Raw genomic sequence first — 14,017 nt, 5'->3', positions numbered from 1 at the left:
GTTGCAAGTTTCTCAGTCATTCGGCGTGGCCCGCCCGGCGCTGAGCGCGAAAAGACTGACGGCGGCGGCGTTCGACACGTTCAGCGACCCGAAAGCCCCCGCCGGATCGACACGCACCATCCGGTCGCAGAGCGACTTCGTCCGCTCGCGCAAGCCCGGCCCCTCGGCCCCCAGCACAATGGCGGTCGGCCGATCAATCACATCAGGCGCGGCCTGGGCCAGCGTCTCTTCCGCTTCACCGTCCATCCCGATGAGGACGTAGCCCAAATCCTTCAATCGCTCCATCGCATCGCCGAGGTTGCCGACCCGCAAATATGGCTGCCGCTCCAGCGCGCCTGAGGCCGTTTTGGCCAGCGCGCCGGTTTCAGGTGCCGAATGGCGCGACGGGGCAACGACGGCGCGGGCACCGAACACCTCGGACGAACGCAAGATCGCGCCAATATTGTGCGGATCGGTCACGCGGTCGAGCAGCACCAGAAGCGGGGCGTTACCCTGCCCCGGCCTTGCCAGATCCTCGATCCGCCCCCAGTCGAGCGGCTTGACCTCGAGCGCGGCTCCCTGGTGCACGGAGCCGGGGTCAAGGGGGACGGGAAACTTGCGCGGATCTGCGATCTCCGGCTCCATCCCCGACGCGGGAACGACGTCGCCCAACCGGTCGGCGGCGTTCCTAGTCAGGACCAGCCGCAGGCGTTCGCGCATCGGGTTCTGCAGCGCATCGCGCACCGCATGAAGGCCAAATAGCCAAACCGTCTGGTTCGCCGCGGCACGCCGATCCTGCTCCTTCTGGACAACCCACTTGGGCTTTTGCGCCATGATGCTTCCCCTGTCAGACGCTGCCCTTATCGCCCGCATCGAAAGTCGCCACAACACCGCTTGACCCCAGCGGGTGCCCCGGCTATCCCCGCCGCCAGTGGGCGACAGGCCGCAAGGTGTGGCAGGGGACTGTAACTCCCTCGAGGCGACTCACGCCTGGTTCGATTCCAGGGTCGCCCACCATTCTTTCCAAAATGTTCTGATATTTACCCCAATCGGGGCAAGTCCGAAATTATCTGACTTGGCTTTTTGACTTATGTTACCGTTCCCTTACCAAAGGGAGGAACATCGATGATCCGGACAATCTTATCTGCAAGCGTCTTTGCGTTCGCCACCACCATTCTGGCGGGTGCAGCCGCCGCCTGCCCCGACGTGCGGCAGAACGGGGCGACGGGCCACTACAACGGTCAGCAACTCTATGAACCGAAATTCTTCAGTGTGACCGCCGGGGGCGACCACAGCCTGCAACGCGGATGCCGTGGGATATACAATCAATTGCGGTCCGACAGGGGCGAGGGGTTTTTCCCGGTGCGTCCTGATTTCACCCTTGAAACGCCGGGATTGGGGGGCTTCACGCTGGTCATCTCGGTCGTGTCGGAGTGCGACTCCGCGCTCTTGATCAATACGCCTGCCGGGAATTGGTATTACGACGACGATGACAACGGAAATCTGGATGCACGCATCGAACTCAGCTCTCCGTCTTCCGGCATTCTGGACATCTGGGTCGGAACGGCAAACGGCGAATACTGCGATGCTCAGTTGCGCCTGGAGACGTTCTGACACCACCGGGCCGGCAAGCGGGCGTGCCGGTCACGTGCCAGGACCGTCAACCCGCGTCGGTTCGGCACGTGCTGTGGTCGCCGACCCAGCCGGGACAAACCCCTCGGCATCGCCAAGGAACACACCGACTTTCCGCATGCGAGGGATCGCGTCGCAGACGACCTTGATCACGATCAGCACTGGAACCGCGACAACCATGCCCATTACCGACCATATCCATGCGAAAAACGCGACGGACAGAAAAACCATCGTCACATTCAGGCGCAGTCGCTGACCGACAAGCGCCGGTGTGATCAACTGCCCCTCGGCAGCCGTCAGGGCATAATAAGTGCCCAGAACACCAAACGCCGCCCAAGCATCCTCGAAAGCCACGAATGAAATGATGCCCGCGATTAACGCACCCACGACCGCACCCACGAACGGCACGAAGTTGAGCACTGTCGCCATCACGCCCACCAGCCAAGGTGATGGAATGTCCCACACCCACATGGCAATACCAATCGCCAAGCCCAGCCCGATATTGATCAGCGTGATCGCCCCGAGGTAGTTGCCCAGACGCGCTTCGATCATGCGGATCGTCATAACGGTGGCCTTCTTGTCCTCGAACCGGTCGGCGACCTGAACCGCCTTCTGGATGAACAGGTCGCCCGACGCGACCAGGAAGAACAGCAGGCAGATCGCGAAAATTGTCTGCCCCATCAGACCCGGCGCGACCGTGGCGACCGAGGCAGCCAACCCGCCACCACCCACGACCTGCACCTTCATCGGGGATGTGGTTCCCGACTCCTCCATCACCTTGTCGGTTGCTTCCGCCGCGCGACTGAACAGTTCGAATGGCCCGGCGGGACCGGTCAAGGTCAACAGGAACCGGTCGATCAGTCGGGGAATATCAGCCACGAATTCCGTCAGCGGTTCGCTCAGCGCGATGCCCCCGAGGGTCAGGACCGTCGCGATAGAAATCGTGAACACGCCCGCCGCGACCGGAGCGGGAATTCCGATACGCGCCAATGCGCGGCGCGGGGCGTTGAGGATGAAGTACCCAAGGATGGCGGTTGTCACCGGAATCAAGAATTCCGAAGCAAAGACCAGCGCGTGGATAAGCAGCAGAATAAAAATGCCAGTGACTGGAACAAGCAGAGGGTCCCGCTTGCGTGGACCTTGCGGATCAACTTGCATGGCCCAGCTCATCTGCCTTGACGGCTTTGCGATGGCCCATAGGCTCCCTTGGGCCTTTCGTGCTGTCGCGTGCTGTCTGCGCCTCCATCTCGGCGTTGAGCTTTGCGCCCAGCAGAACGACGAGGGCCGACAGCCAAAGCCACATCAACAGAACGATGACGCCGGCGATGGATCCGAATGTCTCGTTGTAGCTGCCGAAGGTCTGCACGTAGACTGAGAAACCAACCGACGCGGCAAGCCATAGCGCGGATGCGGCAACAGCCCCCGGCGTCAGCCAGCGCCATTTGGCACGTGCCCGATCAGGCCCCCAACGGTAAAGGCCGGACACACCGGCCACGAAGATGAGCGCAAGCGGCACATAGGCCACGAGTTGAACGACCCTCTCGACCTGCGGGGGCAGGACGGCGACGGCCAGACCGATGGGAACGACGACGATCAGAGATGTCGCCAGAAGCAGGCCCAGCATCATGACCACCGTCATCCCTATGGTCCGCAGCTTCAGGCCAACAAATCCACGGGTCTCACGTTCGCCATAGGCAACGTTCAACCCTTGGATCAGGCTGCCGACACCGTTGGACCCCGACCAGAGTGCAAGGCCCAAGCCCAGCGCGAGTCCGAGGGTCAGGCCTCCGCCGCCACTGCCAGCGACCGATTGCGCCTGCTCCAGCAAGATGCGGCTAACGTCTGGCGGTACGATACCCGCCGCGCCTTCGAGAACGAAGACGAGTTCTTCGGGACGATACATCAATCCGGCGATCGACATCAGCGCCGTAATCGCCGGAAAAATCGCCAGCAGGCTGTAGAACGCGACGCCTGCCGCAATAAGGGACAGGTTGTCCTTCGCGATTTCGGCTTTCAATCGCTTCGTGATATCCAGCCAACCTTTTCTGGGAATTTCGGTCGGGCCGACCGCGTCCCGGCCCCGACCCGGTTCTGCTGCTATGGCCTCGTTGGTCGTGGCCGGCCTGTCACGCTTCATGTGGACACCTCTTCGAACAGGTCGTCGGCCATCTGTAAATGGTGACGCAAGACGGTCACGACCCTTCGGCTGGCCTTCGGAGCTTTGGCAACGTTACCCGCTTTGTTCTGGAAAAGCCCACACATGGCCTGCCCCCGGAACTGCATGTGGCAAAGCGGAGTCGTGGCAGCGATATCACCAATGCCCGGCACCACTCCCACGAAGTTTTCGCAATCGAAATGAATACCCGCCATTGGGAGACGCAAACAGCTGTCCGGATGGAGGGCAAACCTATCCTCCAGCTCCGGGCGCGCGGTCAGGATATCGTGTGTGCGTCGGTTTGCCATGGGAACCAGACGCGCAGCCCCCCTTTCCGGTTCCCAGCCCCGTCCACTGACGCTACGGTTTTTCCAAAGGGATTAGGGGGATATCATGGACGAAACATTCAAGGATCAGGTGGCCGTCGTCACCGGTGGCGCACAGGGCATTGGCCTGGCCGTGATGCGCAAGTTGATCGCCGGCGGCGCGCGGGTCGCCAGTTGGGATGCCAACGCCGAACTCAATGCGGCAACGGCCGAAACCTTGGGCACATTGGCGGTAACGTGCGACGTGTCCGACTATGCCTCGGTCGAGGCCGCACTAGCACAAACGACCAAGACCCTGGGCAAGCCAGTTGTGCTGGTGAACTCCGCCGGCATTGCCGGGCCGAACGTTCCGGTCGTGGACTATGGCCTGGAAGACTGGGCCAGGATCATAGCCATCAACCTGACCGGCACCTTCAACGTAAACCGCGCCTTGGTGCCCGGCATGAAGGCCGCCCGTTATGGTCGCATACTGAACATTGCCTCCATCGCGGGCAAGGAGGGCAACCCCAATGCCTGCGCCTATTCCGCATCCAAGGCGGGCGTAATCGGCTTTACCAAGTCTTTGGGCAAAGAGCTGGCGGACATGGACATCGCGGTGAACTGCGTCACACCCGCCGCCGCCCGCACGCCGATATTCGACCAGATGAGCGAGGAGCATATCGCCTATATGCTCTCCAAGATCCCGCGCGGTCGGTTCCTGGAGGTCGAGGAAGCCGCCGAGATGATCGCCTGGGCCGTCTCCGCCGCCAACAGCTTTACCACGGGCGCGGTGTTCGATCTTTCGGGCGGTCGCGCGACGTATTGAACGCGCGGTCAGGTGGAGCCATCAAAGGAGAAGGACGCCTGCCCAAGCACCGCCAAACACATGAAATTGCTTTGGGGTGCTCCTGCGAGAAGTCATACCATTTGCGCCCGGTGCCCCGCACGCACTTGAATAAGCAGTACCGGGGCCAGCAATGCCGCGCCAATCAGGAAAGTCGTGAGACCGGGCGCAATGAAGAAGAGTGATGCAAGGCCGGTGTAAACCCGCTGCCACATCGGCATCTTGGCGAACAGGTAGCCGGTGAAGGCGATGCCCAGCGCGCCAATGCCCATGGCCGCGCCGGCCAGCGTTACGGTGAAGGCGGGCCAGCTGAAACCTTCGGCAACCAGCAGGAGCGCGGGGGAATAGACGAAGACGAAGGGCACGAGCGCTTTGGCTATGCCCAGCCGGAATGCCGTGTTGCCGGTCTTGAACGGGTTCGACCCGGCGATGCCGGCGGCGGCATAGGCGGCAAGCGCGACGGGCGGTGTGATGTCCGCCAGAACGCCATAGTAGAAGACGAAGAAGTGGGCCACAATCGGCTCAACTCCAAGGATCTGGAACGCTCCCGCCGTGACCGATACGAGGATGATATAGGTCGCTGTCGTCGGCACCCCTGCCCCCATAACGATGCAAGCCATCGCCACCAGCACAAGTGAGAAGAAGAGCGACCATTGCTGAAGATCGAAAATGTCAAAGAGCGGCAGGATCGACACAAAGGCTGCGATATCGTTCGCCGTGGTGATCACGATAGATCCGACCCGGAAGCCCGAACCGGTTAGCGTCACGACCCCCACGATAATGCCCACACAGGCTGCGGCCGCACCGATCGCGATGGTGGCGCGCGCGCCGTTGGCAAGCGCATCCAGCAGCGCTTTCGGGCCGAACAAATCCGACGGAAGCGGCTCACCCCGCGCCTTGCACTGGGCGCGGATGATCCCGTTCTGCATGAAGCCCACGACGACGCAGGCGATAATGGCGTAGACAGCGGCATAGCTGGGGGTGCGCCCGTCCAAGATCATATAGATCAGGACGACCAGCGGTGCGATCGTCAGCCAGCCGTTGCGCAAGACGCGAAATAGGTTCGGCATTTCTTCTGCAGTCAATCCGCGCAGGCCCAGCTTCTTCGCCTCCAAGTGCACCATGACGAAGATGCCGAAATAGTGCAGAAGTGCCGGGAACAGCGCCGCCGCCAGAATGTCGCGTAGAGGGATATTCAGGTAGTCGACCATGATGAAGGCCGCTGCCCCCATAACGGGCGGAGTGATCTGACCACCGGTCGAGGCCGTTGCTTCTGTCGCGGCAGCGAACTCCTTGGGGTAGCCCACACGCTTCATCGCCGGAATAGTCAGCGCACCCGTCGTAACCGTGTTGCCAATGGACGAGCCCGAGATCGACCCCATGAAGGCCGACGCACATATCGCCACTTTCGCCGGCCCGCCGGAATAACGCCCCGCGATGACAGACGCCAAGTCAATGAAGAGCTGGCCAAGCCCGATCCGCGTTGCCAGCGCACCGAAGACGATGAACAGAAAGACGTACTTTGCCATCGCGCCAATGGCGACGCCGTAGATGCCCTGGTTTGTCATGTAGATGTGGTTGATGAAGCCGAGCCAGCTGGTCCCCCCGTGCTTAAGGGCACCGGGCGCGTATTGGCCAAAAAGTGCGAACAGGATGAAGATCAGCGCGATGATCGGCAGGGTCGGCCCGATGGACCTGCGCGCAACCTCCAGCGTGATCAGCAGCAGCGCGGACCCCATGAAGATTTCCACGGACGTCGGGTCGCCGACACGTTGCGACACGAACTCCGGCGGAAGCAACGGCAGATAGAGCGCAGCCCCCACAGCAAGCACCGCAAAGACGATGTCGAGGATGTTCACCCCGTCGAACGACCACCAGTTGTCTGCAATGGTGCCGTCATCGGGCGCACGACGCCATGAAAACAACAGGAACCCGAGGCCCAGCACGAAGGCCAGATGGACCCCGAAATGCAGAAGTTCCCGGATCAGACCAAATCCGGCGGCATAGAAATGATAGACAGACATCGCCACCAGCGCGGCGAAGATAACACTCCCCATGATGGGCCCGGTGGTCCGGAAAGCCGTCTCAGGGTCGAACTTCCGCTCGATCGCGGCAAGTTCTTTGGGCGTAAGGTCGCGGTCGGTGTCTGTGGTTGACATGGGGGCCTCGCCGGAGGGCTGCGGGCGACCCCTAGGGCCACACGGACGTAATCAGGGCGGACCGTTCTGGCCCGCCCTGATCTGATTTTATTGGTCCAGAAGGCCGGTTTCGCGATAGTACCGCTCGGCCCCCGCATGCAGAGGGACGCCGACACCATCGAGCGCCGTGTCTGCTGTGATCGTCTTACCCTTCGCGTGACCCACGTCCAGCAGCGCGCGGCTCTGCTCGTTCCACATCGCCTTGGTGATGTTGTAGATCAGCTCATCGTCGGCCTTGGCCGAGGTGAACCACTGGGCACCAACCGAAATGGTGTCAGCACCTGCTACACCTTCGTACGTACCCTCCGGGATATCTGAGACGGCGAAGAAGCCATACTTGTCGGTCAGCGTGGCGGCAACGTCACCGTCGATCGGAACGATCTTGATGTCAGCGGCCGAAGCCAGTTCGACCACGGCTCCGGTTGGATAGCCCGCGACAGCGAAGAAGGCATCAATCTGGCTGTTGCGCAGGGCCTCTGCCGCGGCCGATCCCTTGAGCGCCTCGACCGTGATGTCGTCCTGGCTCAGGCCGCCGGCCTCAAGGATGAGGTTCGCATCGACATAGGTGCCCGAACCCGGCTCATCGAGCGAAACCCGTTTGCCCGCCAAGTCCGCCACGCTATCGATGCCGCTATCGGCAAGTGCAACAAGGTGGATGTGCTCTTCGAATAGGGCGGCGATGGTGCGCAGATCCTCGGCAGGCTCTTCGCCTTCGCGGGTGCCTGTCCCGGTATAGGCCCAATAAGCGACGTCCGATTGCGCGAAACCACTGTCACGCAGGCCCGACAGGATGGCATTGATGTTGTCGACCGAGCCGCGCGACGACACGGCCGACGCGATCAGGCCGTCAACCCCGCAGGAGCCACCCTCGCCACATTCGCGCGAGCCGGGGGGTTTGGAGATGGCGTTCGCGATCACGCCACCGACCGGATAGTAGGTGAAGGACGTGCCGCCCGTCCCGATGGTGAAGAATGTCAGGTCCTGCGCGCTGGCGGTTCCGCCAAGGCCAAGAGCCACGACCACCGAAAATGCGGCAGTTTTGAGAGTATTGAACATCACGTTCTCCCTGGTTTCGGGGACCTGCCCGGTCCCTCTCGTCTGGGAAACGTGGCCGATGGCGCGGCCTTTGACAACCGCGCAACCGCCCAAAAATCAGGCCAAAACTGACTTGGAGCTTCTTACCTAGCCAAGACCGGCGAACGATGCGCCACCCGCGTCGCGAAACCATTCCCGGATGGTGGCGCGCTCCTCATTGGTCATGTCGGTAATATTGGCGGGGGGCATTGCATGGCTGACGCCGGATTGCAGGTAGATTTGCCGCGCGTGCAGCGCAATATCCCCATCCGTTTCCAGATGAACACCTTTCGGGGCCCAGTGCATCCCTTCCCATACTGGCTCCCTTGCGTGGCACATGGAGCAGCGTCCCCTGATGGTGTTGGCTGCTTCTTGGAACCCCTCTGCCTGCGCAAATCGCAGGGCCGCAGGCGTAATCGGTGCATTTTCGACCGCCTCGTAATCGCCATCGAAAGGCGAGACGGTCGACAGCCACGCCATGATCACGAAAAGGACGGCAGTCACGCCCCATGTCCACGCCGGGCCTTCGCCCGTGGCATGCAAGGTGTTGAAGTAGTGCCGGATCGTGACACCTGTCAGAAATACCAGACAGGCGATGATCCAAGCGTATTCCGTGCCGAAAGACAGCGGATAGTGGTTCGACAACATGAGGAACAGAACGGGCAGCGTGAGGTAGTTGTTGTGCGTGGATCGCAGCTTGGCGATCTGACCGTATTTCGCATCGGGCGTGCGGCCCGCCTTTAGATCGGCAACGACGATGCGTTGGTTTGGCATGATGATGAAGAAGACGTTGGCCGTCATGATTGTTGCCGTCATCGCCCCAAGGTGCAGCAGCGCCGCGCGCCCGGTAAACACCTGATCAAGCGACCAGCTTGCCACCACGATCCCTGCAAACAGAACCAGCATGACCGCAGTTGGCTGCGTCTTGAGCGGCGATTTGCACAAAAGGTCATATCCGATCCAGGCAACGGCGATGAACGCGGCGGAAAGCGCTATGGCCTGCCAGGTGGTCAGGTCCGCCTTGGTCGGATCAATCAGGAAAAGCTCCGCCCCGGCCCAGTAAACGATCGCCAAAAGGGCCACCCCAGACAGCCAGGTCGAATAGGCCTGCCATTTATGCCAGATCAGATGTTCGGGCAGACGATCAGGTGCCACCAGGTATTTCGTGGTATGGTAGAAGCCACCGCCGTGGACCTCCCACTCCTCACCGTATGCCCCCTGCGGCATGTCCGGAGCCCGGCGCAGACCCAAGTCAAGGGCGATAAAATAGAAGCTGGCCCCGATCCAGGCGATACCGGTGATGACGTGGAGCCAGCGCACGGCGAACGCCAGCCAGTCCCACATGATTGCCAGATCGTACATCGCGTCTTCTCCTAGCGGGGCCAACGCAATCTGCGCGCGGGTGCATTTTTCCAGCATCCATTGGGCAGGGCAAGCGGCTTCGAGCGTCCGAAGATGTGTCTTATCCTGGGTGCCGCGTCGGAGGCTGGCACACGAGCCTGTCCGATCAGGACCCTCGATAAGTGGAATAGCCGAATGGGCTGAGTAGCAGGGGCACATGGTAATGCGCCGCCTCAGCCATACCGAAGCGGAGCGGTATCACATCGAGGAAACGCGGTTCTTCCGGGGCAACCCCCGATCGGGTCAGGTAGCCGCCGCAGTGGAATACAAGCTCAAACGTACCGGTCGCGAACTCGGCCTGCGGCAGGATCGGGGTGTCGGTGCGACCGTCGGAATTGGTCCTTGCCTCCGCCAGCTTGGAGCGTTTGGCACCGTCGACCCGGAAAAGTTCGATGTGCAAATCATCGGCAGGACAGCCACGCGCGGTGTCCAGAACATGCGTCGTCAGATATCCGGCCATCTTAAATCTCCGATTGGGTATGTTCCTAATACTCCAGTCTTCGCCGTTCGAAACCGTCTTTCGAGCAAACCGGACCCAAACAGGTCTTGAAATTTCCGCCCGAACTTATCCCTTATCACGGTGCCACGACCAAGGAGGGCACATGCAACGCTACCCCCGCGACATGACCGGATACGGTGCCACCCCGCCCGAAGCCAACTGGCCTGGCAAGGCGCGGATCGCAATCAGCCTGGTCGTCAATTACGAGGAAGGCGGCGAGAATAATATCCTGCACGGCGACGCCGCATCCGAAGCCTTCCTGTCGGAGATCACGGGTGCCCAGCCTTGGCCGGGGATGCGCCATGCCAACATGGAATCGATCTATGAGTACGGTGCCCGCGCCGGGTTCTGGCGTTTGCACCGGATGCTTCACGACCTGCCGGTGACGGTTTACGGCGTGGCGAGCGCGCTGGCACGCGGGCCGGAACAGGTCGAGTGCATGGTAGAGGCAGGGTGGGAGATCGCGTCGCATGGCCTGAAATGGGTCGAACACAAGGATATGGCCGAAGCAGACGAGCGCGCCGCCATCCAAGAGGCCATCCGCCTCCATACCGAAGTGACAGGCGCGGCCCCGCGCGGGTTCTATTGCGGCCGATCCTCCGAAAACACGATCCGACTGGCGTCCGAGACCGGCCAATTCGCCTATGTCTCCGACAGCTATGCCGACGACCTGCCCTATTGGGTCGAGGTGGGGGAACGAAACCAGCTGGTCGTGCCTTACACGCTGGACGCGAATGACATGCGTTTCGCCATACAGGCCGGGCACCCCGATGGCGCGTCGTGGGAAACCTACCTTCGCGACAGCTTTGACTGTCTTTACCGCGAAGGGGGACGGATGATGTCCATCGGCTTGCATTGCCGTCTGGCGGGGCGGCCCGGTCGGGCGGAGGCGCTGAGGCGATTTATCGATTACGTACGCGGGCACGACGGCGTCTGGTTCGCCACCCGCCTTCAGATAGCGGAACACTGGACAGCAACTCATCCGCAGACCAAACGGGTGCGGTCCAGCGAGATGGACAAGGCCACCTTCATCAACGCCTATGGCGCGATCTTCGAGCATTCCCCGTGGATTGCCGAGCGCGCCTTCGACCTCGACCTCGGCCCCGCGCATGACACCGCCGCAGGCCTGCACAACGCTCTTGCCCGGATGTTCCGCGCGGCCTCCGAGGAGGAGCGTCTGGGAGTATTGAAGGCGCATCCCGACTTGGCCGGCAAACTCGCCGCCGCCGGTCGTCTGACCGCCGACAGCGCGTCGGAACAGGCGGGCGCAGGGCTCGATATGCTAACCGACGAGGAGCGAAAGAAATTCCAAACGCGTAACGCAGCCTATGTGGCAAAGCACGGATTCCCCTTCATTATCGCGGTGCGCGACCACGACAAGGCGGGCATCCTGTCAGCCTTTGACCGGCGCATCGGGAATGACCGCGCCACCGAATTCGTTGAAGCCTGCCGACAGGTGGAGCGCATCGCACGCCTGCGGCTATCGGATCACCTGCGATGAGCCGCGTGATCAGAACCCAGGCCCTGACGCCCGAGGCCTTCGCCCCGTTCGGCGACGTTCTGGAGGTCTCGGGCCCGCCGGACAAGCTGATCAATGCCGGATTGTGCGGCCGCTTCCATGACCGTGCAAAGCTCGACTTCGCGGACGGGCGTCCGGGCATCAGCCTTTTCGATGCCACGCCGAGCGCCCTGCCCTATACACTTGACCTGATGGAGCGACATCCCGAAGGCAGCCAATGCTTTGTGCCAATGCACGACAAGGAATGGCTCGTCACCGTGGCCACCGACGCAGGCGGCGTGCCGGGTGATCCGCTGGCGTTCCTGGTCGGCAGCGGACGAGCGATCAACATTCACCGGGGCATCTGGCACGGTGTTCTGACACCGCTGCATGCGCCCGGTCTGTTTGCCGTCATCGACCGCATTGGACCGGGCGCGAACCTTGAGGAACACACGTTGGATCGCCCGTACCGCGTTGAACAGAATCACTGAAATCGCGTTCGGCTGCCCCGGCGGGGACGCTTCGCGAACGAACGAAAAATGGCATCTGCGTTTCGAAAATCACGGACCATGTTAGGTCGTTCAATGAGTGCAGGACCGGCTCCAAGGACGTTTGCTCCAGATCAGCCAGAACTCCGACCTTCTGTCATGACGCTAAAGCCGTCGTCGCGGCCGGTCCATCCCATCTTGGGATTGGATAGGCTTTCCTCGACATAGATGGCGTGACAGTCATGTCCTGACCGACGGCCAACCAATACAAACCGGACTCCAATGGCGGGTTCGACAGGGTGGTTACGGGTCCAAAGACGACAAGACAGCGGGACGGCGATCTCGCAACAATCACAGACACCGGCTCAAATCCTGTCCGCCGGATTTTCGCGCCAATCCTTGGTTGCGCGCGCCAGCATGCAGCCCCAGGTCTCGGACCGATCTATGTCGAAATGGATGTATGAGGTCATTGGAGACATCTGGTCACGATGGCAGCAGGCGCGCAGTTGGCCAACGGGCTGCGGTCGGCCTCAGGGACCTAGCTGATGTCCGCCGCGGTTCAGATCAACTTTACTGGAGGCGCTGTGACACTTCCCCAGACGATGGGGCCCGAAGAAGTGCTAGTCAGGGATCTTGAGGAACTACTGTCCGGGCTTCGCCACAACGACAGGCCACGTCCAGCGACACTAGATCAAGGCTCAGCATCTGATAGGCAAGGCGCGTTCCGAACGGGATCGGGCACTGCCACCTTGGTACGACCCTCCGCTGGTCCTGAAGCTGTGGTTTCCAGTCGATCCGTGACTACGATGAGGACCAACCGCACAACACTTGGGTGGGATCAGGCGATAAGCGCTTTGATTAGAAGACCCCCCATTACAAACGGCGCAAACGGATCCAAATCATAAATGGAGACTGGAATTAAGGGTGCCGTACCGACACCGGTTATGGCTAATGCCCGACGATCCACTGGTAGGTGTCATGCTCACAGCAGCTGTTTGCTGTCGCTCCTCGTCAACGCCTTTGAAGCCCAATCTCTAAGAATACCGTGGCAAAGAGATAATTCGTCAGCGCTGCACAGCTTTCATTTGAAGGCCATCTCGAGTCTGGTTGCCCGACTGGTGCAACAGGTGAACAAGTTCGAGGTGTCCCGAGACCCCGGTCTTGAGAAAGATGGAGCGCATATGACTGCGAAAGGTCGATTTGCTGATCTGCAGGATTTCAGAGAGTTTGTCCGGCAGACGGCCTTCCTGAACAAGCATGCAGATGCGATACTCTGATCGGGTGAGCCCGGCGGGGTTCTGAACGCTGAGAACGTTAGCGAATTTCGGTTCGCGATCTTCCGAATTTTGGCATGGCTGTCTGGCCAGGAGCATGGCCGCGACCCCTGGCGCGCGGTCAAGCCAACTTTGCGAAAGTACGGATCCGAGTATTTCTAGCAGTTGCCGATTGTGTTCGAGCAGCGGACGCTCGAACTGGAACTCCAGAAAATCGCTAAAATCTCTCTCGGTGCAAAGCGAGAGGGTAACAACTTCCCGCAGTCCGAACTGATCCAGCTTGTCCCTCGCGTCGATGCTTGCGTTAACTTCGGTGATGCAAAGGACACTGCCCAAATTCGTCGTGTGTAGCAAATCACCAAGAAGCTCGGAACCGAGGCTGCATGATGCTTTGCCAGGCGGCATCCTGACCGCCTTTTCGTGCCGAGCCATAATCCGCGTTCGATCGAAATGCCGCATTTGCCGCACGATCTTAACGCTGTCGGAACCGACAAGTCCCTGAAGTCCCGCCAAGACGAGCTGAAAATTCCCTCCCAAGTCAACAGCATGGACAAATTTGGCAACGACCTTTACCGACCCGCGCGTTTGCTCCGCACTGAAACTCTTCCTAATCGCCGACATTCATAAAGCTCCAAAAAACAGCGCAGACATAAAAAATCATGTCCAAACA

Annotated in this window: 13 protein-coding genes and 1 tRNA gene; 5 read left to right on the top strand and 9 right to left on the bottom strand. The window is 60.9% G+C overall.

What is annotated here, in order from left to right; all coding sequences use genetic code 11:
• Window positions 1-12: 12 nt before the first annotated feature.
• Window positions 13-813: a 23S rRNA (guanosine(2251)-2'-O)-methyltransferase RlmB gene (rlmB, locus tag BLV27_RS15735; protein ID WP_244504705.1), complete on the bottom strand. Its 801-nt coding sequence runs from the start codon at window positions 811-813 to the stop codon at window positions 13-15.
• A 99-nt stretch (window positions 814-912) separates the two neighbouring features.
• Between rlmB and BLV27_RS19430 the strand changes: the two genes are divergently transcribed.
• Window positions 913-996: transfer RNA gene (locus BLV27_RS19430), tRNA-Tyr, on the top strand.
• Window positions 997-1,104: 108 nt separating this feature from the next.
• Entirely contained in the window at window positions 1,105-1,593 is a 489-nt protein-coding gene (locus BLV27_RS15730) for a hypothetical protein (RefSeq protein WP_170831481.1), read from the top strand.
• A 30-nt stretch (window positions 1,594-1,623) separates the two neighbouring features.
• On the opposite strand, the gene BLV27_RS15725 is transcribed toward BLV27_RS15730, so the two are convergent.
• The 3 genes from BLV27_RS15725 to BLV27_RS15715 are packed head-to-tail and all read right to left on the bottom strand — an operon-like array spanning window position 1,624 to window position 3,981.
• Window positions 1,624-2,769 (bottom strand): AI-2E family transporter, encoded by a 1,146-nt coding sequence (locus BLV27_RS15725; protein ID WP_211605529.1) that lies wholly within the window; start codon window positions 2,767-2,769, stop codon window positions 1,624-1,626.
• Window positions 2,759-3,748 (bottom strand): YihY/virulence factor BrkB family protein, encoded by a 990-nt coding sequence (locus tag BLV27_RS15720; protein WP_092647460.1) that lies wholly within the window; start codon window positions 3,746-3,748, stop codon window positions 2,759-2,761. Before BLV27_RS15720 ends, BLV27_RS15725 begins: the two co-directional genes overlap by 11 nt.
• A complete protein-coding gene (locus BLV27_RS15715; protein ID WP_139176693.1) occupies window positions 3,745-3,981 on the bottom strand; it encodes a hypothetical protein in 237 nt (78 codons plus the stop codon). The genes BLV27_RS15720 and BLV27_RS15715 overlap by 4 nt, the downstream gene beginning before the upstream one ends.
• Window positions 3,982-4,159: 178 nt before the next feature.
• Here BLV27_RS15715 and BLV27_RS15710 point away from each other — a divergent pair, with 178 nt between their 5' ends.
• Window positions 4,160-4,897, top strand: coding sequence for an SDR family NAD(P)-dependent oxidoreductase (locus tag BLV27_RS15710; RefSeq protein WP_092647458.1), 738 nt, complete (start codon window positions 4,160-4,162; stop codon window positions 4,895-4,897).
• A gap of 92 nt (window positions 4,898-4,989) precedes the next feature.
• On the opposite strand, the gene BLV27_RS15705 is transcribed toward BLV27_RS15710, so the two are convergent.
• The 4 genes from BLV27_RS15705 to uraH form a co-directional block, all read right to left on the bottom strand.
• Window positions 4,990-7,074, bottom strand: coding sequence for a TRAP transporter permease (locus BLV27_RS15705; RefSeq protein WP_092647457.1), 2,085 nt, complete (start codon window positions 7,072-7,074; stop codon window positions 4,990-4,992).
• A gap of 87 nt (window positions 7,075-7,161) precedes the next feature.
• A complete protein-coding gene (locus BLV27_RS15700) occupies window positions 7,162-8,169 on the bottom strand; it encodes a TAXI family TRAP transporter solute-binding subunit (RefSeq protein WP_092647456.1) in 1,008 nt (335 codons plus the stop codon).
• Between the two features lie 126 nt (window positions 8,170-8,295).
• Window positions 8,296-9,549, bottom strand: coding sequence for a urate hydroxylase PuuD (locus BLV27_RS15695; RefSeq protein WP_092647455.1), 1,254 nt, complete (start codon window positions 9,547-9,549; stop codon window positions 8,296-8,298).
• A gap of 145 nt (window positions 9,550-9,694) precedes the next feature.
• Window positions 9,695-10,048, bottom strand: coding sequence for a hydroxyisourate hydrolase (gene uraH / locus BLV27_RS15690; protein WP_092647454.1), 354 nt, complete (start codon window positions 10,046-10,048; stop codon window positions 9,695-9,697).
• Between the two features lie 142 nt (window positions 10,049-10,190).
• Between uraH and puuE the strand changes: the two genes are divergently transcribed.
• Complete coding sequence (puuE, locus tag BLV27_RS15685; protein ID WP_092647453.1) at window positions 10,191-11,588, top strand: allantoinase PuuE; 1,398 nt, start codon at window positions 10,191-10,193, stop codon at window positions 11,586-11,588.
• Entirely contained in the window at window positions 11,585-12,076 is a 492-nt protein-coding gene (locus tag BLV27_RS15680) for an ureidoglycolate lyase (RefSeq protein WP_092647452.1), read from the top strand. Before puuE ends, BLV27_RS15680 begins: the two co-directional genes overlap by 4 nt.
• Before the next feature lie 1,061 nt (window positions 12,077-13,137).
• Here BLV27_RS15680 and BLV27_RS15675 read toward each other — a convergent pair.
• Entirely contained in the window at window positions 13,138-13,968 is an 831-nt protein-coding gene (locus BLV27_RS15675; RefSeq protein WP_092647451.1) for a helix-turn-helix transcriptional regulator, read from the bottom strand.
• Window positions 13,969-14,017: the final 49 nt, after the last annotated feature.

The organism is Jannaschia faecimaris (assembly GCF_900107415.1).
Classification (GTDB): domain Bacteria; phylum Pseudomonadota; class Alphaproteobacteria; order Rhodobacterales; family Rhodobacteraceae; genus Jannaschia; species Jannaschia faecimaris.
Note: the sequence above shows the minus strand (reverse complement) of the source record. Positions and strands in the feature narration are given on the sequence as shown.